The following is a 22,335-nucleotide window of genomic DNA, read 5'->3' as shown; positions in this document are numbered from 1 at the left end:
TACCCCCGATCGCCACGATCGGGGGTACAGCTGTTTCCGGGGTCGGCCCGCTCGGCGGATCGGCTCACCATGGGCCAACTGTGCTGGTTAGAGGGGTGGTTGCCGGGGTACGCGAGCCGTCGGGGACCGGTCGGCGGCGTCGCCCGGACGGCTGTCCGAGGCGGCAGTTGCCCCCTGCGCAGGCGACAACTCGCCCCAGATGGCACAATCTGTGCATGGACGACGACGGCCAACTCCAGCTCTACGCGGCGGTCGCGGCCCAGTTGAAGGAAGCGCACTCACGGGTGCGCGCACTGCAAGTCCCGGAGGGCGTACGGATGGCGCTGACCCGGAAGCTGCTGGTCATTACGGCTGCGGCCAAGCACGATCTCGCCGGGGCGACCAGGCGTCTGGAGCGGTTCACGGCGGACCTCGATGAGGGGCGAATCCCCGGCGGGGAAGTCTGAACAGCCCGAGGCCGTCGAGTCTGTTGCGGCACAAGGGTGATTAGCCCGTTTCGTGTTTGATTTGCGGTATATATCTGCCTAACGTGCGAAAAAGCTTGAACATCTTCGTTCTGGCGAGGTCTCCGAAGGGGAAGACGTGAACAAGGCGCAGCTCGTAGAAGCGATTGCCGACAAGATGGGCGGCCGGCAGCAGGCCGCCGACGCCGTCGACGCCGTACTGGACGCCGTCGTCCGAGCGGTCGTCGCGGGAGACCGGGTCTCGGTCACCGGCTTCGGATCCTTCGAGAAGGTCGACCGCCCGGCCCGTTACGCCCGCAACCCGCAGACGGGTGAGCGGGTGCGGGTCAAGAAGACCTCCGTTCCCCGCTTCCGGGCCGGCCAGGGCTTCAAGGACCTGGTGAGCGGCTCGAAGAAGCTCCCGAAGAACGACATCGCGGTGAAGAAGGCGCCCAAGGGCAGCCTGTCCGGCCCGCCGGCCACCATCGCCAAGGCCGTCGGCAAGAAGGCCGCCGCGAAGAAGACCACCGCCGCCGCGAAGAAGGCGACCGCGAAGAAGACGACGGCGGCCGCGGCGAAGAAGACCACCGCCAAGAAGACGACGGCGGCCGCCAAGAAGGCCACCCCGGCGGCCAAGAAGACGACGGCGGCGAGCGCCGCGAAGAAGACCGCCGCCAAGAAGGCCCCCGCGAAGAAGGCGACGGCCAAGAAGGCCCCGGCCAAGAAGTCGACCGCCCGCAAGACCACCGCCAAGAAGACCACCGCCCGCGGCAAGTGAGGCGCACCGCGGTACCCATGCGCCGGGCCGGACTCCTCAGGGAGCCCGGCCCGCGGTGCGTCCGGCCTGTTCAGGCGGGTCGTTCGGCCCGCTGGGGCGGGTTCGGGCGGGGCCGGGCCCGAGCGACCGCTCAGAAGGTCTGGAGTGTCACCAGCGTGATCCGGGGGCCGGCGTCCCCGGCGTCCGCCGCCGTCTCGATGCGCACCCGCTGACCCGGCCGCAGCAACCGCAGCCCGCCCGCGTCGAACGCCGCGGCGTCGAAGGGCACCGGCGTGCCGTCGTCCAGCAGCACCTGCCCGCTACGGCTTTCGGGGTCGTACGTGTATGCGGTCGCCTGCATGGCGCCACCCTACTGCCCTCGCTGGCCGCCCGCGCCGCACCGTAGCGGCGCGCGGGACGTCCGGCGCTCCGCGCCCTTTCACCGCAGGCGCTCTCACTGTTCCGGGATCAGCAGACGCGCCGCGGCCGCCGCCGTGCGGGGACCGACGCCCAGGGCGAGGGCCGTGCGCAGGTCGGCGCCGGTGTCCACGTCCTGGCGGACCGAGTCCACCGCGTCGAGGTCCAGTTCGCGCGCGCCCGTGGCGCGATGGCGGGCACGGGACGGGCCGCCGAACGCCGGGCGCAATTCATGGGCCGGCGCCGCCGCCAGCAAAGTCGTGCCCACTCCTGCCGCGTCCGCGAGAAAAGCGCGCGGGAATTCGGCCGCAGCCGCCAGAACACGTGCCAATTCGAGGGGCCGCAGCGCCGGCAGATCGGCGTTGAGCGCGGCCACCGCACTTCCCGGCCGCCCCGCCCGGACGGCTGCCGCACCGTGCGCGAGCGCTGCGTTCAGCCCGGCGCCCGGCGCGTCCGGGACGATCCGCGCGCCCAGCGCCGCCAGCTCCCGCCCGGCCACCGCGTCGTCCGTGACGACCGCCACATCCACGACCCCCGCCGAGACCAGCGCCGCCGCCACGGTGTCCTGTGCGAAGGCGAGGGCCAGACCGGGGCGGACCCGGTCCCCGGCGGTGTCCGCCAGTCTGCTCTTGGCCCGCGCCAGGGGCTTCAGGGGGATCACCAAGGTCCACTGCACGAGCGTTCGTCCCTCTCTTCGTCCCGGACATTCTCCCCGGCCCGTCGGCTTCGCCAGGGCCGGGGCGTACGGTGTTCTCGACAGACCGGCGGCCTGGGGCGACACTTGTGCGGCTCCCGGCCCCGGGGGCAGACCTAGAGGAAGGTGTCCGCGTGCCCCGCCGCAGAATCGGCTTCTGGTACCGCTTCGCAGCGGTGATCTGCAAACCGCCGCTGGTGGTTCTGATCAAGCGGGACTGGCGCGGAATGGAGAACATTCCGGCCGATGGCGGATTCATCACCGCGGTGAATCACAATTCGCACATCGACCCCTTCGCCTATGCCCACTTTCAGTACAACACCGGGCGCGTCCCGCGATTCCTCGCGAAGAGCGGCCTTTTCAAGAAGGGCCTGGTGGGTGCCGCCATGCGGGGCACCGGCCAGATCCCGGTCTACCGCGAGAGCACGGACGCGCTGAGCGCCTTCCGCGCCGCCATCGACGCCGTCCAGCGCGGCGAGTGCGTCGCCTTCTACCCCGAGGGCACCCTCACCCGCGACCCGGACGGCTGGCCGATGACGGCCAAGACGGGCGCCGCGCGCGTCGCCCTCCAGACCAAGTGCCCGGTCGTCCCGGTGGCCCAGTGGGGCGCCAACGAACTCCTGCCCCCCTACGCCAAGAAGCCCAACCTGCTGCCGCGCAAGACGCACCACGTGCTGGCCGGGCCGCCGGTGGACCTGTCGCGCTTCTACGACAAGGAGATGACCCCGGAGCTGCTCAAGGAGGCGACCGAGGTCATCATGGCGGCCATCACCGGTCTGCTGGAGCAGATCCGCGGTGAGAAGGCGCCCGCCGTGCCCTACGACCCGCGCCGCGAGCGGATCGAACAGCGCCGCCGGACCCAGGCGCAGGCGCAGCTGCGTTCCCAGGCCCGCGCCGCCGCCGTCGCCCCCAAGGAGCCGACGGCGCGCGAAGCCGTACGGGAAGAGGGGCAGGGCACGTGAGCACACCCGTCAAGGCGGCCGTCTTCGGCACCGGATCGTGGGGCACGGCCTTCGCCATGGTCCTCGCCGACGCCGGCTGCGACGTCACTTTGTGGGCCCGGCGCGCGGAGGTGGCCGAGGCGGTCAACTCCACCCGGACCAACCCGGACTACCTGCCCGGCGTCGAACTCCCGACCACCGTCCGGGCCACCGCGGACGCCGCCGAGGCCGCCCGCGACGCGGACTTCACCGTCCTCGCCATCCCCTCGCAGACCATGCGCGACAACCTCGCCGAGTGGCTGCCGCTGCTCGCCCCGGACACCGTCCTCGTCTCCCTGATGAAGGGCGTCGAACTCGGTTCGGCCATGCGCATGAGCGAAGTGATCGAGGACGTCGCCCAGGTGGGCGCCGACCGCGTCGCCGTGGTCACCGGACCCAACCTCGCCCGCGAGATCGCCGCGCGGATGCCGGCCGCCGCCGTGGTGGCCTGCACCGACGAGGCGGTCGCCCGGCGGCTCCAGGCCGCCTGCCACACGCCGTACTTCCGGCCGTACACCAACACCGACGTCGTCGGCTGCGAACTCGGCGGCGCCGTGAAGAACGTGATCGGCCTGGCCGTCGGCATCGCGGACGGCATGGGGCTCGGCGACAACGCCAAGGGCTCGCTCATCACCCGCGGCCTCGCCGAGACCACCCGCCTCGGCATGGCGCTCGGCGCCGACCCGCTCACCTTCTCCGGGCTGGCGGGCCTCGGCGACCTGGTGGCCACCTGCTCCTCGCCGCTGTCGCGCAACCACACCTTCGGCGCCAACCTCGGCAAGGGCATGACGCTCCAGGAGACCATCGCCGTCACCAGGCAGACCGCCGAGGGCGTCAAGTCCTGCGAGTCGGTGCTCGACCTGGCCCGCCGGCACGGCGTCGACATGCCGATCACCGAGACGGTCGTCGCCATCGTGCACGAGGGCAAGTCGCCGATGGCCGCCGTCAAGGAGCTGATGTCGCGCAGCGCGAAGCCCGAGCGACGCTGAGCGACCCCGCCCCGCCAACGCTGTCTCGGGGAACGGCCACCGGGTACTCTCATCGCGATATGAGCACCGAGAACCTCCCCCAGAGCCCCGAGCAGCCGCCCCGCAAGCCGCGCGTGGCCGTCGTGTGCGGCGGACGCAGCTCCGAACACGGGATCTCCGTGGTCACCGCGGGTGCGGTGCTGCGCGCCATCGACCGGTCCAAGTACGAGGTCCTGCCGATCGGCATCACCACGGACGGCCGTTGGGCCCTGACTGCGGACGACCCGGAGCGGATGGCGATCACCGACCGCCGCACCCCGAGCGTGGACGAGCTGGCCGAGTCCACCGAGGGCGGCGTGGTGCTCCCGGTCGACCCGCACAACCGCGAAGTCGTCTACAGCGAGCCCGGTTCGGTGCCCAAGGCGCTCGGCGAGGTCGACGTGGTCTTCCCGGTGCTGCACGGCCCCTACGGGGAGGACGGCACCCTCCAGGGCCTGCTGGAGCTGTCCGGCGTGCCCTACGTCGGCTCGGGCGTGCTCGCCTCGGCCGTCGGCCAGGACAAGGAGTACATGAAGCGGGTGTTCACCTCCTTCGGGCTGCGGGTCGGCCCGTACGTGGTGATCCGGCCGCGCGAGTGGGACCGGGACCCGGCGGCCGCCCGCGAGAAGGTCGTCGGCTTCGCCGGCGAGCACGGCTGGCCGCTGTTCGTGAAGCCCGCCCGCGCGGGCTCGTCCATCGGCATCACCAAGGTGGACGGCCTCGCCGGCCTGGACGAGGCGATCGAGGAGGCCCGCCGGCACGACCCGAAGGTGCTCGTGGAGGCCGCGGTGCGCGGCCGCGAGATCGAGTGCGGCGTCCTGGAGTTCGAGGACGGCCCGCGCGCCTCCGTGCCGGCCGAGATCCCGCCGCCGCAGGAGCACGCGTACTACGACTTCGAGGCGAAGTACATCGACTCGACGCCCGGCGTCGTGCCCGCCCCGCTCACCGAGGAGCAGACCGCCGAGGTGCGGCGGCTCGCGGTGGAGGCGTTCGAGGCGGCCTCCTGCGAGGGCCTGGTCCGCGCGGACTTCTTCCTCGCCGAGGACGGCGGGTTCGTCATCAACGAGATCAACACCATGCCCGGCTTCACGCCCATCTCGATGTACCCGAAGATGTGGGAGGCCACCGGCGTCTCCTACGAGGAGCTGGTGGACCGCCTCATCCAGGCGGCGCTGCGCCGCCCGACCGGCCTGCGCTGAGCGGGGGCACCTCCGCTTCGGGCCGGTCGGCACTTCGCGTCAGTCGGCGATCCCTTCGGGGATCGCCTTCTTGACGGCCGGGGCCAGCCCCACCAGGATCGTGGAGCTGTCCTGGCCCTCGGGCACCACGACCTCGACGTACGCCCTGCGGTTGGCGGTGGTGAAGCGATACCCGCCGTTCGACTGCCGTTCCATCAGCCAGTCCACGCCGTTCACCCCGCCGGCCACCGCGTCCGGGTCCCTGCCCTCGGCGACCTTCGGGTCGATCATCTTCGGCGGCCGGGGGACACCGCAGCGCAGTATGATCACCGGGCTTCCCCAGCCCGCGGTCAGCGCCGAGGCGGGCCGGGGGTCCTTGCGGCTCAGTCCGGCCAGCTTCCCCGGCAGCGCCCCGTCCAGATCCCGGCACAGCTTGACGGCCGCCGCGTCCGGGCTGGGAACCGCCGCGGCGGTGCTGTCGTCGCTCGAGGAACAGCCCGCGGCGGCGATCAGCACGGCGAGGGCGGGCAGGCCGTAGAGCCGGTGACGAGAGGAATTCACCGGCCCAAGGGTAGACGGGGGCTACAGATGCACGACCGGGCAGGTCAGGGTGCGGGTGATGCCGTCCACCTGCTGGATCTTCGCCACCACCATGCGGCCCAGGTCGTCGACGGTGTCGGCCTGTGCGCGCACGATGACGTCGTACGGTCCTGTCACGTCCTCGGCCTGGACCACTCCGGGGAGTTTGCTGATCGTCTCGGCGACGGTCGACGCTTTGCCGACCTCCGTCTGGATCAGGATGTACGCCTGTACCACGGAACCTCCAGGGCGGCCACGAGGATCATGTGGGGAAAAGGAACGCCACGGTATCGCGTCGCCGCACATCGCGGGGAGACCCGCGCGGAACGTGACCGGCGCGCCGGGGTGCAGGTAGGACTGAAGTTGACGGCCGTCGGGGCCGTGGCGCGGGCCACAGGGCCGCACGCCGGGGAACGCACAGGGACAGAAGGGGCGTAAGGGCTATGAAGGGCACTGTGGGTGAGCTAGGTGAGTTCGGGCTCATCAGGGAGCTGACCTCCCGTCTCACCACCACCCCGGCGGTCCGGGTCGGCCCCGGCGACGACGCCGCGGTGGTGGCCGCCCCCGACCGCCGGGTCGTGGCGAGCACGGACATACTCCTGGAGGGCCGGCACTTCCGCCGCGACTGGTCCACGGCGTACGACGTGGGCCGCAAGGCCGCCGCGCAGAACCTCGCGGACATCGCCGCCATGGGCGCCGTGCCGACCGCGCTGCTGCTCGGACTGGTCGTCCCCGCCGAACTGCCGGTCACCTGGCCCACCGAGCTGATGGACGGCCTGCGCGACGAGTGCCAGGTCGCCGGCGCCTGCGTGGTCGGCGGCGACGTGGTCCGCGGCGACAGCATCATGGTCTCCATCACCGCCCTCGGCGATCTGCGCAACCACGAGCCGGTGACCCGTGCGGGCGCCCGGCCCGGCGACCTCGTCGCCGTCACCGGCTGGCTCGGCTGGTCGGCGGCCGGATACGCCGTCCTCTCCCGCGGCTTCCGCTCCCCGCGCGCCTTCGTCGAGGCCCATCGCCGCCCCGAACCGCCGTACCACGCAGGCCCCGCGGCCGCCGGGCTCGGCGCGACCGCCATGTGCGACGTCAGCGACGGCCTCATCGCCGACCTCGGGCACATCGCCGAGGCCAGCAAGGTCCGCATCGACATCCGTTCCGGCGCCATCGACGTCCCCTCGCAGATGAACGACATCGGGCAGGCCGTCGGCGTCGACCCGCTGCAATGGGTGCTGACCGGGGGAGAGGACCACGCGATCGTGGCGACCTTCCCGCCGGACGTGAAGCTGCCGGCCCGCTGGAAGGTGATCGGCGAGGTGCTCAACCTCTCGGCGCTGCCCCAGGTCACGGTCGACGGCGCGCCGTGGACCAAGAAAGGCGGCTGGGACCACTTCGGGGACATCGAGTCATGAGCACCGCGCCCGTCCCCGGATCCGTTTCCGCACCCGCGTCCCGGCCCGCGCCGCCCAGGGTCCTCACCGTCGCCGGCTCCGACTCCGGCGGCGGCGCGGGCATCCAGGCCGACCTGAAGACGATGCTCGCCCTCGGCGTGCACGGCATGAGCGTGCTCACCGCGGTCACCGCGCAGAACTCGCTCGGCGTGCAGGGCGCCTGGGAGCTGCCCGTCGAGGCCGTCCGGGCGCAGTACCGCAGCGTCGTGGACGACATCGGCGTCCAGGCGGTCAAGACCGGCATGCTGTCCTCGGCGGAACTGGTCGGGGCGGTCGCCGAGTTGATCGCCGGGACCGACGTCCCCGCGGTCGTGGACCCGGTCGGCGTCTCCAAGCACGGCGACCCGCTGCTGGCCGCCTCCGCGCTGGACTCGGTGCGCACCGAACTGCTGCCCGCGGCCACCGTCGCCACCCCCAACCTGGACGAGGTGGCCCAGCTCACCGGCGTCCGCGTCACCCGCGAGGAAGAGCTGCGCGAGGCCGCGGCGGCCGTCCTCGCCCTCGGGCCGACATGGGTGCTGGTCAAGGGCGGTCACCTCACCGGGGAGGCCGTGGACCTGCTCACCGACGGCGCCGAGGAGCACTGGCTGCGTGCCCCACGGCACGACAACCGGCACACCCACGGCACCGGCTGCACCCTCGCCTCCGCGATCGCCGCGCAGCTCGCCCGGGGACGGTCGGTGCCCGAGGCGGTGACGGCGGCCAAGGAGTACGTCACCGGGGCCATCGCCCACGGCTTCGCGCTCGGCGGCGGCATCGGCCCGGTGGACCACGCCTGGACCTTCCGCACCGCTCACGCGGCGGGGGAGCCGGAGACGGCCGGGTAGTCCGGCAGTTCGATCGCGGTGGCCGCCTTCTCCGTGAGCCGTCTGAAGAAGCCGGCCAGCGGCCGCGAGGCGAGCAGCCGGTACATGCGGTCCCGGCTGTGGATGCGCCGCCGGGTCGGCGGCGCGAAGAACGGCCCCGCGTTCCCGGAGATCCTCTGGCACCCCTTGGCGAAGTCCCGTATCCGGCTCTCGTACGCCGCGAACGCCGTGCGGTGGTCGCCGCCCGCCAGGGCGAGTTCACCGGCCAGCACGTACGCGTCGACGACGGCCACGCCGGTGCCCATGCCGCCCATGGTGGCGCTGTAGCCCGCGTCGCCGAGGAGCGCCACCCGGCCCCGGGTGAGCCGGTCCACGTGGATCTGCGCGATCGCGTCGAAGTACAGGTCGTCGGTGTCCGCCAGCGCGGCCAGGACCCGGTCCGTCTCCCAGCCCATGCCCGCGAACCGCTCGGCCAGGATGCGCTTCTGCGCGGCCAGGTCCCGCCGGTCGTACGTCAGCTCCTTGGACCGGAACACCAGCATGGCGCCCGCGTGGTCCGGATCGCCGTCGTAGTTGCCGACGGCGACGCACCGCCCCGGCTCGCTGTACATCAGCCCCCGGCGGTCCAGGCCCAGGTGGTTGGGGACGGGGAAGCCGGCCACGTAGTGGTCGAGGAAGCGCAGGTGGCGGGACTCGTCGCCGAACACCAGGCGGCGGGTGGTGGAGTGCAGCCCGTCCGCGCCGACGACCAGGTCGAAGCGGCGCGGCGCGCCCTTCTCGGCGGCCAGCTCCTCGGGCTCCAGGGTGCGCAGCCGGGCCGCCGCCAGCTCGATCGCCAGCGGTAGCCCGTCCAGGGCGCGGCAGACGTCGGGCACGCACGCGTGCCCCGCGAAGCCGGGCCGCACCGCACGCGCCCGGTCCAGGAACAGCCGCTGCGCCGCCTCGGCCGGCAGCGGCTCCACCGGCACCAGCACCTCGCCGGTGATGCCCAGCGCCTCCCGGCTGGTGGCCAGGACCCGCACCCGGGGCAGCTGCCGAGGAGCAGTCCGGCGACCCGGGCCGCGTCCTCGACCAGGTGCTCGCAGTTGTCCAGCACCAGCAGCGCCTCGCGGTCCTCCAGCGCGCCGCACAGCCGGTCCAGGCCGTCCGCGGCCGTGCTGCGCAGGCCCTCGCGCACCCCGAGCGCGGCGAGGACCGCGTACGGGATGCGGGCGCCGTCGGCCAGCGGGGCCAGTTCGACCAGGCAGGCGTCCGGGTGCGCGCGGGCGGCCTCGACCGCCAGCCGGGTCTTGCCCGCGCCGCCGGGGCCGGTGAGGAGAGCGGCGACGCGGGCGAGTTCGCCGTCCCGGCCGACGAAGCCGGTCAGCTGCGCGGGCAGCCGGGACCGGTGCGGCGCGGGCCGGGTCCGCCGGAGCAGTTCCAGGTGCAGGGCCGACAGCTCGGGGGAGGGGTCCGCGCCCAGCTCGTCGGCGAGGGCGCGCCGGGCCTCCTCGTACACGGCGAGCGCCTCGGCGGGCCGCCCGGCCACGTGCAGGGCCCGCATCAGCTGGCCGTACAGCCGCTCGGCGAGCGGATGACCGGCGAGCAGCGCCCGCAGCTCCGCCACCAGCTCGGGACCGCCGCCGAGGGCCAGGTCCGCCTCGACGCGGTCCTGGACGGCGGTCAGCCGCAGCTCGGCGAGGCGGGCGGCCTCGGCGTGCGCGTCCGGCAGGTCCGGCAGGGCCGGGCCGCGCCACAGGGCGAGCGCCGCCCGCAGCCGGTCGGCCGCCCGCGCGGGATCACCCCCGGCGAGGGCGGTACGGCCCTGCCCGGCCAGCCGCGCGGAGCGGTGGGCGTCGACCGTGTCCGGCGGTACGGCGAGGCGGTAGCCGGCCGGGACGGCCTCGACCGGCGCGTGCGGGCCGAGCCGTCGGCGCAGGCGGGAGATCTGCGACTGGAGCGCGTTGGCGGCCCCCGCGGGCGGCTCGGCGCCGTACAGGCCGTCGGTCAGCTGCTCGGTGGTGACGGCGCGCCCGGCGGCGAGCAGCAGCAGGGTGAGCAGGGCGCGGGGGCGCGGGCCGCCGGGATCGACGGGAGTGCCGTCGTCGGTGCGGATGTCCAGCGGGCCCAGGATGCCGAAGCGCATTCCCCGGATTGTGGCAGGCGGGGGGCCTGTCCCGGTGTCGGGTACGGCAAAAAGCCGGCCCACCGAGGTGGACCGGCTTAGTGCAGCGAACCAGCAGTGGCCGCGCGCTTAGCTGTTGCTGTGCGTCAGCGCGAGACCTTGCCGGCCTTGATGCACGAGGTGCAAGCGTTCACGCGCTTCGGCGTCCCGCCGACCACGGTACGCACACGCTGGATGTTCGGGTTCCAGCGACGGGACGTACGGCGGTGCGAAAACGAGATGTTGTTGCCGAAGCCCGGCCCCTTGCCGCAGACGTCGCAGTTGGCAGCCACGGGTCACTCCAAAGACTTCAGATGCACTTACGGTTGATCCCGGCATGCCGGGATCCGGGGCTCGAAGAGCACTCTGATCTGAGTGGCGGTGCCAGGGGGAGAGCCCGATCAGGATCGGGCAACCGGAGCAGCATACAACGACTGCTTCCGTGCCACGAAACTACCATGGCGGCCGAGGACCCCGCCCAGGCCCTCTTCCGGCCGGGACCGTCCCTGGGTCTACGCTGCCGTCCAGTCCAGCAGCTCGAGGAGGCGCAGGTGGCGCAGACGTTCGACGCGCCGGCGGTGCGCACCTGGTGCGGGCTGGCTCTGCGGGCGCTCGGCCGCGCCCGCGAGGAGATCGACGCGATCAACGTCTATCCCGTCGCCGACGGGGACACCGGCACCAACCTGTATCTGACCGTGGAATCCGCCGTCGCCGCGGTGGAGGCCGTGTTCGCCGCCCACGAGACCGGCGCGGGCGCTCCCGGCGGCCCGTCCCTGGCCGAGGCGGCGCGGGCGATGGCGCACGGGGCGCTCATCGGCGCGCGCGGCAACTCCGGGACGATCCTCGCCCAGCTGCTGCGCGGCATGGCGGACGTGCTCGCCGTCGACGGTGACAGTGCTCACAGTGCTCACACCGCCGGGCACGGTCTGCGGACCGCCCTGCGGCGCGCCGCCGACTCCGCCCGGCTGGCGGTCGCGCGCCCGGTGGAGGGCACGGTCCTCACGGTCGCCGCCGCCGCCGCCGACGCGGCCGACGGGGCCGAGGGCGACTGCGGCACGGTCGCGCGCGCCGCCTACGAGGGCGCCCGCACGGCCCTGGCCGCGACCCCCGGCCAGCTGGCGGCCCTGGGGCGCGCGGGCGTGGTGGACGCGGGCGGCCGGGGACTGGTGGCGGTGCTCGGCGCGCTCGTCGAGACGTTCACGGGGGAGGCGGTCGCGGGGACCGTTGCGGTGGCCGCGACCGGGGCGGCCGCGGCGGCGGGCACGGCACCGGACGGTACGGGCGCGGCCCGGCCGACCGTGCCGCACGCGCGCGTGCGGGGCGCCGAGGCGGACGCAGGCGTCGGCGGAGCCGGAGCCGAGCCTGCTTCCGAGTCCGCGTCCGGGACGGGCGCGGACACCGTAGCGGTGGTCGCGGTCGCGGCCGGAGAGACGGACGGGAACGGGACGGCCGCACGGGCCGGTACGCGAACCGGGGCCGGTGGGCGGGCCGGGAACGACGGCGGGAACCCTGGCGGAACGGACGGCGGAGCCGGAACCGACGGCGGGGCCGGGACCCCTCAAGGCGCCGGCGGCGGGACCGGTGGGGGGGCCGGGACCCCTCAAGGCGCCGGCGGCGGGACCGGTGGGGGGATCGACGGCGCGGTGGAGTCGGCTGGGCCGGGCGGCTGCGCGTCGTCCGCGTCCGCAGCGCCGGTCAGCGGCCCCGCCTTCGAGGTGATCTACCTCCTGGAGGCCGACGACGACGCCGTGGCCCGGCTGCGGCAGCGGCTGGACGCGCTCGGCGACTCCCTGGTCGTGGTCGGCGGCGACGGCCTGTGGAACGTCCACGTCCACGTCGACGACGCCGGAGCGGCGGTGGAGGCGGGCGTCGAGGCCGGCCGGCCGCACCGCATCCGCATCACCCACTTCGGGGCGGGCGACGTGCACGCGGCCGGCCCCGGCCGGCCGCCCCGCGAGCGGGCCCAGCGCGCCGTGGTGGCCGTCGTTCCCGGCGAGGGCCTGGCCGGCCTGTGCGCCGAGGCGGGCGCGACCACGGTGCTGGCCCGCCCCGGCGAGCCCCCGGCCAGTGGCGAGCTGGTCGAGGCCGTACGGCGGGCGCACGCGCGCGAGGTGGTCCTGCTGCCCAACGACGCCGAGCTGCGCGACACCGCCGCCGCGGCGGCCGAACAGGCGCGCGGCGAGGGCGTCCGGGTGGCGCTCATCCCGACCCGCTCGGCGGTCCAGGGCCTCGCCGCCCTCGCCGTGCACGAGCCGGACCGCCGGTTCGACGAGGACGTCGTCGCCATGACCTCGGCGGCCGGCGCCACCCGCCACGCGGAGGTCGTCGTCGCCGAGCACGAGTCCTGGACCTCGGCCGGCGTCTGCCAGGCCGGCGACGTGCTCGGCCTCATCGACGGCGACGTGGCCGTGATCGGCTCGGACGTCGTGGCCACCGCCCGGACGATCCTGGACCGGATGCTCGCGGCCGGCGGCGAACTGGTCACCCTCGTCCTCGGCGACGACGCCCCCGACACCGTCGCCGCCCATCTGGAGCGCCGCGTCCGCGACGCCTACCTGGCCGTGGACACGGTGACCTACCGCGGTGGCCGACAGGGCGCGCTGCTCCTCATCGGCGTGGAGTAGCCCGGCCGCTGCGGGATCGTTCCCGCCGACCGAGAGCTGTTCCGTCCGTCCGCCGCGGCACGCGGGGGCCCCGGTGCAAGCGCCCGCCCCGGCAGGGCCGCGGCGAGCGGTGGCCGGGGCGTCGGTTCCCCTCCGGCCCGACCGGGCCGGACGGGCAGCCGGGCGGGGCGCCGGCCCCGCCGCTCACTCCTCGTGCGCTTGGTGCAGCCGCCTTCGAGGCAGGGGGCCGGGCGTCGGCGGCGGCTTTCCTCGGGCCCGACCGAAGGCCGCCGGAGCCGCCGTGGCGTCCGAGGCGGACAGCCGGACGGGAGACGGCCGAACAGCGGGGCCGAGGCGCGTGCCCGCACCGCCCGCTCACTCCTCGCGTGGCTCAGTCCCTGCGCCGCAGGGGAACGACCGGGGCGAGGCCCGTCGGCCCCGCCGTGGCGTCCGAGGCGGACGGCCGGACGGGAGACGGCCGGACAGCCGGACCGGGGCGCGTGCCCCGGCCGGGCCGCTCACTTCCCGGCCCGTTCCTCCAGCAGCCGCAGCAGGCGTGCGGCGTCCGCGCGGCGGGCGGCGGTCAGATCGTCACCAGCGGCGGTGGCGTCGTCGCCCGAACTCCGCGCGGCGTCGCAGGCCGTCAGTACGGCACGCGCGTGTGCCGTCGCGTCGGCGAGGCGGCCCAAGTCGGCGGCGAGCCGCGCGGCGGTGAGCTGTGCGCCGGTGCGGTCGTGCCGGGCGGCCGGACCGAGCCCGGCGAAGACCGCGACGGCCTGCTCCGTCTGGGACAGGGCCTCCGCGAGAAGGGTCTCGTCCTCGTCGGCGGCGCAGCGGGTCAGCAGCTCGCCGAACTGCTGGTGGCTGCTCCCGAGTTCGTCGGTGAGCCGGAACCGCTCCTCGTCGTCGGCGGCGCGGTCCAGCGCGGCCCGGCACTCCGCGACGGCGCCCGCCATCAACTCCCGCGCGGCACGCACCCCAGCATCCGCACGCACCCCACCACCCGCGCGCGACCCGGCACCCGAACCGGCCTCATCACCCGCAGCCGAGTCCGCCCCCGCGCCGGAGCCCGAGCCGACCTCGGAGCCCGAGTCCGCCCCCGCGCCGGAGCCCGAGCCGACCTCGGAGCCCGAGCCCGCACCCGCACCGGAGCCCGAGCCGACCTCGGAGCCCGAGCCCGAGCCGGAGCCCGCGTCCGTACCGACGGCCGGATCCGCACCCGCCCCGACACCCGCTCCCGGGTCACCCCCCGAATCCCCCCGTACCGCCAGCCAGGCGCGCGCGCGTAGTGCGCGGACCACCCCGTGCACGCTGCCCACCGTCCGCCACAGCTCGCCCGCCCGCGTGTACGCGGCGTCCGCCTCCGCGAGCAGGCCCGCGCGGCTCAGCGACTCCGCGGCGAGGTGGGCGAGCGTGGCGTGGTCCTGCTGTTCGGGCCAGTGCCGGGCGATCCCGGCGGCCTGAAGCCGCCGTTCGGCCGCCGCTCGGTGCTCGCCCAGCTCGCTCAGCGCGTCGCCGAGCCACCACTGCGTCTGCACCACCGCCCCGTCGCCGTGCGTCTCGGCGGTCACGTCCGCGAGCGCCGACTCCAGCACCTCCGCGGCCTCCGCCCACCGCCCCAGCCGCAGCAGCAGACCGCCGAGCTGCTGGCGCGCCCATGCGCCGAGCACCGGGCCCTCGCCCGCCTCGTCGGCCCAGTGCGCGGCCTCCAGCGCGTGCTCCGCCGCCTCGGCGGGCCGGTCGAGGCCGCCGAGGACCTCGGCCAGCTGGAGGTGCAGCCGAGCCCGCCCGGGGGGCTCGAGGACCGTGTCGCCGTGCTCCAGGGCGGCCCGCAGCGCGCGCTCGGCCCCGGCGACGTCGCCCAGGTGGTGGGCCAGGGCGGCGAGCCGGGCCTCGTACTCCACGGCGAACCACGGCAGGCCGGCGGCCACGTACTCCGCGGCCGCCCGCTGGAACGACTCCGCCGCGCCCGGCAGGTCCCCGGTGCGCGCGGCGGTCTCCGCGAGCATCGCCCGCGCCTCCGCCGACCGCGCGGCCAGCCGTACGTCCTCGCCGGTGCGGCCCCCGACGAGCGCCAGCACCTCCCGCGCGGCCTCCTCGGCGGCGGCGAGGACCCGCGGATCGACCGGCCCGTCGGCCTCGTGCACCGGCCGCATCAGGATCCGCGCCCGCGCCATCAGCACGGACGCGGTCTGACGCAGCCCGGTGCCCTCCTCGGCGTACAGCGCGAGGACCTCCTCGTACGGCCCGCAGACCTCGGCGAGCGCGCCCTCCGGGTCGCCCGCCAGGGCCCGTACGTACGCCCCGCGCGCGCGTGCCGCCAGCGCCTCGCCCGGATCGCCCGCCGCCGCGTACAGGCCGGCGGCCTTGTCGAAGAGCGGCGCGCCCTGCTCGCCCAGACTCATCGCCTCGTGCTCGGCGATCTCCGCCCGGTCCCGGTCGGTCAGGCCGGCGTCCGCGGCGCCCTCGGCGGCCCGCGCCACCGCCGCCCACGCCTCCATGGCGTGCGGCCGCAGCGCGTCCGACAACCGCCGCGCCCGCGCCACCAGCTCGGCCAGGCCGGCCGGCTCCGGCTCGGCGAGAGCGACGGCCCCGGCGGCGGGCGGCGCCGCTGCGGGCCGGGCGGACACCGGCCGCGCCGTGCGCACGCCCAGCGGCAGCCGGTCCAGCAGCGGTCGCCGCGCCATGCGCGCGCGTGCCTGCTCGCCGACGTGACAGGTGCCGTTGCGCGCGTCGAACCGGCCCGCCAGCGCCTCGGCCTCCCCGCGCGCGTGGGCGGCCAGCCCGGCGGCCGTCCAGGACCTGCCCGCCGGGCCCGGCACCGGCTGCCCGCCGTGCCCCAGCTCCACCAGGCGGTCCATCAGCAGCGCCACGACCGTCAGGAAGTCCAGCCGGCTGCGCGGATGCCCGGAGTCGGTGAAGTACGCCGGCCGCTCGGCCAGCAGCTCCAGGGCGCGCGCCTCGTTGCCGGTGAGCGCGCAGAACTCCACGTGGTCGGCGTACGCGGCGCGCATGCTCTCCATCGGCCGCACCAGCCGGAACCCGCGCAGATGGTGCGCGCGCGCCTCCTCGGTCCGGCCCAGCCGCAGCAGCGGCAGCAGGGACGACGCGAGCACGGTGTGCGGCTCGTGGGCGCAGGAGAACTCCCCCTCCAGCACCGGCCGCCACAGCCGCACCGCTTCCTCGTCCCGGCCGCGCTCGGCCTGCCACCAGCCCTGCGTGTGCAGCTCGCACGCGTGGCAGTCGGCCATCCGGTCCCGGTCGGCCGCCAGCCACGCCGTGTACGCCCGCTCCGCCCGCGCCACGTCGCCCACATGCGCGGCCACACTGAACTCCGCGCCGCGCACCGCCCGTTCGCTGTACCCGGCGAGGCGGTAACGGTGCTCCATCTCACCGAGCCACTTCTCCATGGCGGCCAGCGGGACGTGCGGCTGGTCCACCATGCCCGCCGACATCCACTTGAAGACCCAGTGCAGCGAATGGGCCTCGTACGCGTCGAAGTCCTCGGGGCGCTCGTCCCACATGCGCAGCAGGCGCGCGAAGGGGACGAACATCTTGTCCTTCTCGGAGCTGTAGTTGTAGACCTTCAGCTGGTGCCCGAGCGCCTCGATCACCGCCAGCGGCATGTCCAGCCGCTCCGCCTCGGCGAGCAGCTCCTCCGCGCGCGCGTTGCGGGCCGGTCCCTCCGGCCGCTCGCCGTTCTCCGCCATCGCCCGCCGCAGCGAGTCGAGATCCGTGACCGAACTCATCGGCGGCCGTCCTCCCCGTGGGTGGCCCACTCCAGCAGGCCGATGAAAGCGCGGTTGAGCAGCGCCGAGTCCGCCGGGCGCAGCGGGCGCTGCGCCATCAGCAGCGCCTGCCCGTACAGCGACTCCGTGGCCGTGCCGATCAGCTCCCCGTCCGTGAGAGAACCGATTCGGCGGATCAGCGGGTTGAGATGGTTGAGCACCAGCCGCGCACGCGGAGCGCCGCCCCGCAGCGAGCCGAGGATGCCCGCCCACAGGTCGTCGGCCTGCTCCTCGGCCTCGGCGCGGGCCCGCTCGTGCCGCGCCGAGCGGTCGTCCAGGTGCAGCGCGGGCACCGACAGCGGATGGAAGGCGCGCAGCACGACATCGCAGCCCAGCGGGTCCAGGCGCGCCCGCGCGGCGGCCAGGAAGCCAGCCAGGGCCAGTTCCTCGGCCGGGTCCACGGCGTCCAGGTGGGCGGTCACGGTGTCCGCGTCCAGCTCGGCGACCACCGTGCCCGGCCGCACCGACGGCAGCGCCTCGACCAGCTCGCTGTCGTAGGTGTAGCCGCCGTTGACGACGCCGACGCCCTGCGCGGAGGCGATCGCCGCGACCTGCCGGTACTCCTCGACCGTCCGCGTGAAGTGCACCACCGGGTGCCGCTGCGCGAACTCCTCCAGGGACAGCCGCCCGTCGCTCGTCTCGAACGGCAGCCACGGCAGCATCGTGCGCAGCATCTCCGGATCGTGCCGGGCCAGCGACTTGACCCCCAGGTGGTGCACCGACAGGAACGCCGCCAGCCGCTCGGGATCACCGGCCGCGAGCCCGGTCAGCCACGACCGGATCCGCTCCCCGAGCGCGTCGCGCACGGCGGCCAGCGTCTCGTCCTCGTACAGCGACTCGCGCGAGGCGGTGGGCCGCAGACTGTCCGTGTCCAGCACACAGCGCACGAAGAACGCCCAGTCGGGCAGCAGCTGTTCGGCCCGCTCGGTCAGCAGCATCCCCTTCAGGTGCACCCGGTGACCCGCCCGCTGCGCCGGACTGACCGCGGCCGGCAGCACGTACGCCACCCCGCGCACCCCGGCCAGCGGCACGTCCAGGTCGATCGAGTCCAGCGGCGTGAAGCCGAACAGCTCGTGGCAGTGCCGGGCGAGCGCCACCCGGCGCGCGGCGGGGGAGGGGAAGGGGCGGTCCCAGGGCGCCGGCAGCTCGCTCACCGCCCGCTCGCCCACCCGCACGTCGTAGGGCAGCAGCGATCCGAAGTCCCGCGCCAGCGCGAGCACCCGCTCCTCGGTCAGCCACTCGCCGGCACCCGCCCGCGCCGTCAGGTGCACGGTGGTGCCGGGCTCCGGGCGGGCGTCGGCGGGCAGCGTCCGCACCGTGTACGAGCCGTCCTCGCGCGCCGTCCACTCCACCGGGGGCGCCCCCGGCGTACGGGCGCTGCGGCTGACCACCCGGATCCGCTCGGCCACCAGGAAGCAGGCCAGCAGACCGATGCCGAACTGGCCGAGGAAGTCCGAACGGGCTTCCCTGAGCCCCTCGGCCCGCTTGGAGCTGCGGCCGATCGTCGCCAGCAGCTCGTGCACGTCGGACTCGGTCAGGCCGATGCCGGTGTCCTCCACCCGCAGCGAGCCGCCGTCCGCGACCAGCCGCACCCGCGCGGGGGCGTCCGGCTGCTCGGCGCGCCGGGCTGTGACGGCGTCCACGGAGTTCTGGAGCAGCTCGCGCAGATAGACCCGCGGACTGGAGTACAGGTGGTGCGACAGCAGGTCCACCAGACCGCGCAGGTCGACCTGGAACGTGTGGGCGGACGGGGAGCCTTCGGCTGATGACTGTGGGGTCTGGGAGTCCATCGTCGCAGCGCCGCCGGGTGGGGGCTTGCCGACGGCGCGGGGTCGGGCGGCACCGGTGGGGCGGTGGACCGCGGGGGAAGGTCCGTGAGCGCGTCATCCTAGAGCCCACACCACCCGGCTGACCAGGGGTTTCGAGGTACGTATACGGCAATGTCAGTGGCGTGGTGTGCAATGGATCTCGTGCCCGCACTGCAAGAACCACTGCGTCGACCGCTCAAGTCGGTGCTCGGCCCCGCCACCGCGAAGGTGATGGCCGAGCACCTCGGCCTGCACACCGTCGGCGATCTCCTCCACCACTACCCGCGCAAGTACGAGGAGCGGGGCCGGCTCACCCATCTGGCCGACCTCCCGATGGACGAGCACGTCACGGTGGTCGCCCAGGTCGCCGACGCCCGGCTGCACACGTTCGCCTCCTCGCGAGCGCCCCGCGGCAAGGGCCAGCGCCTGGAGGTGACGATCACCGACGGCAGCGGCCGGCTCCAGCTGGTCTTCTTCGGCAACGGCGTGCACAAGCCCCACAAGGACCTGCTGCCGGGCACACGCGCGATGTTCGCGGGCAAGGTCTCCGTCTTCAACCGCAAGCTCCAACTGGCCCACCCCGCCTACGAACTGCTCCACGGCGACGACGGGGAGAGCGTCGAGTCCTTCGCCGGCGCCCTCATCCCGCTCTACCCGGCCACCGCCAAGATGGAGTCCTGGAAGATCGCCAAGGCGGTCCAGACCGTGCTGCCGGACGCCCGGGACGCGGTGGACCCGCTGCCCGAGGCGCTGCGCGCCGGTCGCGGGCTGCTGCCCCTGCCCGAGGCCCTGCTCAAGATCCACCGCCCGCACACCAAGGCCGACATCGCCGAGGCCCAGTCCCGCCTGAAGTGGGACGAGGCGTTCGTCCTCCAGGTCGCCCTGGCCCGCCGCCGCCACGCCGACGCCCAGCTGCCCGCCGTCCCGCGCGTCCCCCGCCCCGACGGCCTGCTGGCCGCCTTCGACGACCGCCTCCCGTTCACCCTCACCGAGGGGCAGCAGAAGGTCTCCCACGAGATCTTCACCGACCTCGCCACCGACCACCCCATGCACCGCCTGCTCCAGGGCGAGGTCGGATCGGGCAAGACCATGGTGGCCCTGCGGGCCATGCTCGCCGTGGTCGACGCGGGCGGGCAGGCAGCGATGCTCGCGCCCACCGAGGTGCTGGCCCAGCAGCACCACCGGTCGATCACCGAGATGATGGGCGAACTGGCCGAAGGGGGCATGCTCGGCGGCTCCGAGCACGCCACCAAGGTGGTGCTGCTCACCGGCTCCATGGGCGCCGCCGCCCGCCGCCAGGCCCTGCTCGACCTCGTCACCGGCGAGGCCGGCATCGTGATCGGCACCCACGCTCTGATCGAGGACAAGGTCCAGTTCCACGACCTCGGCCTGGTCGTCGTCGACGAACAGCACCGCTTCGGCGTCGAACAGCGCGACGCCCTGCGCGGCAAGGGCAAACAGCCCCCGCACCTGCTGGTCATGACCGCCACCCCCATCCCGCGCACGGTCGCGATGACCGTCTTCGGCGACCTGGAGACCTCGGTCCTCGACCAGCTCCCGGCCGGCCGCTCGCCCATCGCCAGCCATGTCGTCCCGGCCGCCGACAAGCCGCACTTCCTCGCCCGCGCCTGGGAGCGGGTGCGCGAGGAGGTCGCCAAGGGCCACCAGGCGTACGTCGTCTGCCCGCGCATCGGCGACGAGGAGGACGACCCGAAGAAGGCCGCCAAGAAGTCCCCGGACGCCGACGCGACCGCCGACCGGCGTCCCCCGCTCGCCGTCCTCGACGTCGCCGACCAGCTCGCCAGGGGCCCGCTCCAGGGGCTGAGCGTGGAGGTGCTGCACGGCAGGATGGCCCCCGACGACAAGGACGCGGTCATGCGCCGCTTCGCCGCGGGCGACACCGACGTCCTCGTCGCCACCACCGTCATCGAGGTCGGCGTCAACGTCCCCAACGCCACCGTCATGGTGATCACGGACGCCGACCGCTTCGGCGTCTCCCAGCTGCACCAGCTGCGCGGCCGCGTCGGCCGCGGCTCCGCGCCCGGCCTGTGCCTGCTGGTCACCGAGATGCCCGAGGCGAGCGCGGCCCGCCAGCGGCTGAACGCGGTGGCCGCCACCCTCGACGGCTTCGAGCTGTCCCGCATCGACCTGGAACAGCGACGGGAGGGCGACGTCCTCGGCCAGGCCCAGTCCGGCGCGCGCTCCAGCCTGCGCGTCCTCGCCGTCATCGAGGACGAGGAGATCATCGCCGAGGCGCGGGAGGAGGCGACGGCGGTGGTCGCCGCGGACCCGGAGCTGACGGGCCTGCCCGGCCTGCGCACGGCACTGGACGCCCTGCTGGACGACGACAAGGAGCAGTACCTGGAGAAGGGGTGAGCGCCGCCGCCCCGAAGACGCGGGAGCCGCGCACACGGGCGGCCGGAGCCCGGACAGGTCCCCCGGGGCCGCGGGCCACCGCCCCAGGGACGCGAGCCGCCGCGCGACCAGCCACACTGAACGGGACACCGCCCACGACCAAGGACCCCAGATGACCCGCGTGATCGCCGGCAAGGCCGGCGGACGTCGCCTAGCCGTCCCGCCGGGGACCGGCACCCGCCCCACCTCCGACCGCGCGCGCGAGGGCCTGTTCTCCACCTGGCAGTCCCTCCTCGGCGGCCCCCTCCACGGCGAACGGGTCCTGGACCTGTACGCCGGCTCCGGAGCCGTCGGCCTGGAGGCGCTCTCCCGCGGCGCCGGCCACACCCTGCTCGTGGAGGCCGACGCCCGCGCCGCGCGGATCGTCCGGGAGAACGTGAAGAGCCTCGGCCTGCCCGGCGCCGAGGTCCGGACGGGCAAAGCGGAACAGATCGTCCAGTCGCCGCCGCCCGCCGGGCCGTACGACATCGTCTTCCTGGACCCGCCCTACGCCGTCACCGACGACGATCTTCGGGAGATCCTGCTCACACTCCGCTCGCAGGGGTGGCTCGCGGCGGAAGCCCTCGTCACCGTGGAGCGCAGCACCAGAGGCGGCGAATTCGCATGGCCGGAGGGCTTCGACGCACTCCGGGCCCGTCGCTACGGCGAGGGAACGTTTTGGTACGGTCGCGCCGCCTCTACGTGCGAAGACGCACGATGACCGGACCGGAGAGCGAGGGAACTCAAGTGCGCCGTGCCGTCTGTCCCGGGTCGTTCGACCCCATCACCAACGGGCACCTCGACATCATCGCCCGCGCCTCCCGTCTGTACGACGAGGTCTACGTCGCGGTGATGATCAACCAGTCCAAGAAGGGCCTGTTCGAGATCGACGAGCGGATCGAGCTGATCCGCGACGTCACCTCCGAGTACGGCAACGTCCGCGTCGAGGCCTTCCACGGCCTCCTCGTCGACTTCTGCAAGCAGCGCGACATCCCCGCCATCGTCAAGGGCCTGCGCGCCGTCAGCGACTTCGACTACGAGCTCCAGATGGCCCAGATGAACAACGGCCTCTCCGGCGTCGAGACGCTGTTCGTGCCCACCAACCCCACCTACAGCTTCCTGTCCTCCTCCCTGGTCAAGGAGGTCGCGACCTGGGGCGGCGACGTCTCCCACCTGGTGCCCCCGCAGGTCCTGGCGGCCCTGACCGCCCGGCTGAGGAAGGACTGAGCCGCTGACGTGCCGTCACCCGGTGTCCGGCGGCCACGCCGTGGTCGTACAGTCGTCCCGTCC

The 22,335-nt window shown here is 74.4% G+C and carries 18 protein-coding genes and 2 pseudogenes; 11 read left to right on the top strand and 9 right to left on the bottom strand.

Going from position 1 to position 22,335, the window contains the following annotated elements; genetic code table 11:
- Positions 1-215 precede the first annotated feature (215 nt).
- Positions 216-446: a hypothetical protein gene (locus tag AB0N63_RS22510; protein WP_365530798.1), complete on the top strand. Its 231-nt coding sequence runs from the start codon at positions 216-218 to the stop codon at positions 444-446.
- Positions 447-582: 136 nt separating this feature from the next.
- On the top strand, positions 583-1,221 hold the full coding sequence (locus AB0N63_RS22505; RefSeq protein ID WP_365530796.1) for an HU family DNA-binding protein: 639 nt from the start codon (positions 583-585) through the stop codon (positions 1,219-1,221).
- Positions 1,222-1,351: 130 nt separating this feature from the next.
- Here the strand turns inward: AB0N63_RS22505 and AB0N63_RS22500 are convergent, their stop codons facing one another.
- Positions 1,352-1,561, bottom strand: a complete 210-nt coding sequence (locus AB0N63_RS22500; protein ID WP_365530794.1) for a hypothetical protein — start codon at positions 1,559-1,561, stop codon at positions 1,352-1,354.
- Positions 1,562-1,654: 93 nt separating this feature from the next.
- Positions 1,655-2,293 carry a 2-phospho-L-lactate guanylyltransferase gene (gene cofC, locus AB0N63_RS22495; RefSeq protein ID WP_365530792.1) on the bottom strand — a complete coding sequence of 213 codons (639 nt, stop codon included), beginning with the start codon at positions 2,291-2,293 and terminating at the stop codon, positions 1,655-1,657.
- A 152-nt stretch (positions 2,294-2,445) separates the two neighbouring features.
- On the opposite strand from cofC, the gene AB0N63_RS22490 reads away from it, so the two are divergent.
- The 3 genes from AB0N63_RS22490 to AB0N63_RS22480 are packed head-to-tail and all read left to right on the top strand — an operon-like array spanning position 2,446 to position 5,497.
- The gene (locus AB0N63_RS22490) at positions 2,446-3,273 is read left to right on the top strand and encodes a lysophospholipid acyltransferase family protein (RefSeq protein WP_365530790.1); all 828 of its coding nucleotides are present in this window, start codon (positions 2,446-2,448) and stop codon (positions 3,271-3,273) included.
- Positions 3,270-4,280, top strand: a complete 1,011-nt coding sequence (locus AB0N63_RS22485; RefSeq protein ID WP_365530788.1) for an NAD(P)H-dependent glycerol-3-phosphate dehydrogenase — start codon at positions 3,270-3,272, stop codon at positions 4,278-4,280. The genes AB0N63_RS22490 and AB0N63_RS22485 overlap by 4 nt, the downstream gene beginning before the upstream one ends.
- A gap of 59 nt (positions 4,281-4,339) precedes the next feature.
- Positions 4,340-5,497, top strand: coding sequence for a D-alanine--D-alanine ligase family protein (locus AB0N63_RS22480; protein WP_365530786.1), 1,158 nt, complete (start codon positions 4,340-4,342; stop codon positions 5,495-5,497).
- Positions 5,498-5,536: 39 nt separating this feature from the next.
- Here the strand turns inward: AB0N63_RS22480 and AB0N63_RS22475 are convergent, their stop codons facing one another.
- Both AB0N63_RS22475 and AB0N63_RS22470 read right to left on the bottom strand, forming a co-directional pair.
- Positions 5,537-6,037 carry a DUF3515 domain-containing protein gene (locus AB0N63_RS22475; RefSeq protein ID WP_365530784.1) on the bottom strand — a complete coding sequence of 167 codons (501 nt, stop codon included), beginning with the start codon at positions 6,035-6,037 and terminating at the stop codon, positions 5,537-5,539.
- Between the two features lie 21 nt (positions 6,038-6,058).
- Positions 6,059-6,292 (bottom strand): Lrp/AsnC ligand binding domain-containing protein, encoded by a 234-nt coding sequence (locus tag AB0N63_RS22470; protein ID WP_361949467.1) that lies wholly within the window; start codon positions 6,290-6,292, stop codon positions 6,059-6,061.
- A gap of 206 nt (positions 6,293-6,498) precedes the next feature.
- On the opposite strand from AB0N63_RS22470, the gene AB0N63_RS22465 reads away from it, so the two are divergent.
- Both AB0N63_RS22465 and thiD read left to right on the top strand, forming a co-directional pair.
- Complete coding sequence (locus AB0N63_RS22465) at positions 6,499-7,464, top strand: thiamine-phosphate kinase (protein ID WP_009190834.1); 966 nt, start codon at positions 6,499-6,501, stop codon at positions 7,462-7,464.
- A complete protein-coding gene (gene thiD / locus AB0N63_RS22460; protein ID WP_365530782.1) occupies positions 7,461-8,330 on the top strand; it encodes a bifunctional hydroxymethylpyrimidine kinase/phosphomethylpyrimidine kinase in 870 nt (289 codons plus the stop codon). Before AB0N63_RS22465 ends, thiD begins: the two co-directional genes overlap by 4 nt.
- Here thiD and AB0N63_RS22455 read toward each other — a convergent pair.
- The 3 genes and pseudogenes from AB0N63_RS22455 to rpmB form a co-directional block, all read right to left on the bottom strand.
- Positions 8,297-9,088: pseudogene (locus tag AB0N63_RS22455) on the bottom strand (FAD-dependent monooxygenase); the annotation flags it as partial. The gene thiD and the pseudogene AB0N63_RS22455 sit on opposite strands and share 34 nt — an antisense overlap.
- Positions 9,089-9,091: 3 nt before the next feature.
- Positions 9,092-10,434 (bottom strand): annotated as a pseudogene (locus AB0N63_RS22450) (BTAD domain-containing putative transcriptional regulator); the annotation flags it as partial.
- A 125-nt stretch (positions 10,435-10,559) separates the two neighbouring features.
- Entirely contained in the window at positions 10,560-10,745 is a 186-nt protein-coding gene (gene rpmB / locus AB0N63_RS22445; RefSeq protein WP_009190838.1) for a 50S ribosomal protein L28, read from the bottom strand.
- A gap of 165 nt (positions 10,746-10,910) precedes the next feature.
- Here rpmB and AB0N63_RS22440 point away from each other — a divergent pair, with 165 nt between their 5' ends.
- Positions 10,911-13,076, top strand: coding sequence for a DAK2 domain-containing protein (locus tag AB0N63_RS22440; RefSeq protein WP_365530780.1), 2,166 nt, complete (start codon positions 10,911-10,913; stop codon positions 13,074-13,076).
- Positions 13,077-13,573: 497 nt separating this feature from the next.
- Here the strand turns inward: AB0N63_RS22440 and AB0N63_RS22435 are convergent, their stop codons facing one another.
- Together AB0N63_RS22435 and AB0N63_RS22430 are read right to left on the bottom strand one after the other, a co-directional pair.
- Positions 13,574-16,804, bottom strand: a complete 3,231-nt coding sequence (locus AB0N63_RS22435) for a tetratricopeptide repeat protein (protein WP_365530778.1) — start codon at positions 16,802-16,804, stop codon at positions 13,574-13,576.
- On the bottom strand, positions 16,801-18,633 hold the full coding sequence (locus AB0N63_RS22430; protein WP_365530776.1) for an HSP90 family protein: 1,833 nt from the start codon (positions 18,631-18,633) through the stop codon (positions 16,801-16,803). Before AB0N63_RS22430 ends, AB0N63_RS22435 begins: the two co-directional genes overlap by 4 nt.
- Positions 18,634-18,804: 171 nt before the next feature.
- On the opposite strand from AB0N63_RS22430, the gene recG reads away from it, so the two are divergent.
- From recG to coaD, 3 genes are all read left to right on the top strand, one after another.
- Positions 18,805-21,027, top strand: coding sequence for an ATP-dependent DNA helicase RecG (gene recG, locus AB0N63_RS22425; protein ID WP_365530774.1), 2,223 nt, complete (start codon positions 18,805-18,807; stop codon positions 21,025-21,027).
- A gap of 151 nt (positions 21,028-21,178) precedes the next feature.
- Complete coding sequence (rsmD, locus tag AB0N63_RS22420) at positions 21,179-21,766, top strand: 16S rRNA (guanine(966)-N(2))-methyltransferase RsmD (RefSeq protein ID WP_365530773.1); 588 nt, start codon at positions 21,179-21,181, stop codon at positions 21,764-21,766.
- A gap of 26 nt (positions 21,767-21,792) precedes the next feature.
- A complete protein-coding gene (gene coaD, locus AB0N63_RS22415; RefSeq protein ID WP_365530771.1) occupies positions 21,793-22,272 on the top strand; it encodes a pantetheine-phosphate adenylyltransferase in 480 nt (159 codons plus the stop codon).
- Positions 22,273-22,335: the final 63 nt, after the last annotated feature.

Origin of the sequence: Streptomyces sp. NPDC093260 (assembly GCF_040683715.1) — a bacterium.
GTDB lineage: Bacteria > Actinomycetota > Actinomycetes > Streptomycetales > Streptomycetaceae > Streptomyces > Streptomyces sennicomposti.
This window is presented reverse-complemented; position numbering and strand designations above follow the sequence as displayed.

Coding starts and splice junctions, on each gene's coding strand:
- AB0N63_RS22510 (WP_365530798.1), top strand. CDS start 216: ATGGACGACGACGGCCAACTCCAGCTCTACGCGGCGGTCGCGGCCCAG.
- AB0N63_RS22500 (WP_365530794.1), bottom strand. CDS start 1,561: ATGCAGGCGACCGCATACACGTACGACCCCGAAAGCCGTAGCGGGCAG.
- AB0N63_RS22480 (WP_365530786.1), top strand. CDS start 4,340: ATGAGCACCGAGAACCTCCCCCAGAGCCCCGAGCAGCCGCCCCGCAAG.
- AB0N63_RS22465 (WP_009190834.1), top strand. CDS start 6,499: ATGAAGGGCACTGTGGGTGAGCTAGGTGAGTTCGGGCTCATCAGGGAG.
- thiD (WP_365530782.1), top strand. CDS start 7,461: ATGAGCACCGCGCCCGTCCCCGGATCCGTTTCCGCACCCGCGTCCCGG.
- AB0N63_RS22440 (WP_365530780.1), top strand. CDS start 10,911: ATGGCGGCCGAGGACCCCGCCCAGGCCCTCTTCCGGCCGGGACCGTCC.
- AB0N63_RS22435 (WP_365530778.1), bottom strand. CDS start 16,804: ATGAGTTCGGTCACGGATCTCGACTCGCTGCGGCGGGCGATGGCGGAG.
- AB0N63_RS22430 (WP_365530776.1), bottom strand. CDS start 18,633: ATGGACTCCCAGACCCCACAGTCATCAGCCGAAGGCTCCCCGTCCGCC.
- recG (WP_365530774.1), top strand. CDS start 18,805: ATGGATCTCGTGCCCGCACTGCAAGAACCACTGCGTCGACCGCTCAAG.
- rsmD (WP_365530773.1), top strand. CDS start 21,179: ATGACCCGCGTGATCGCCGGCAAGGCCGGCGGACGTCGCCTAGCCGTC.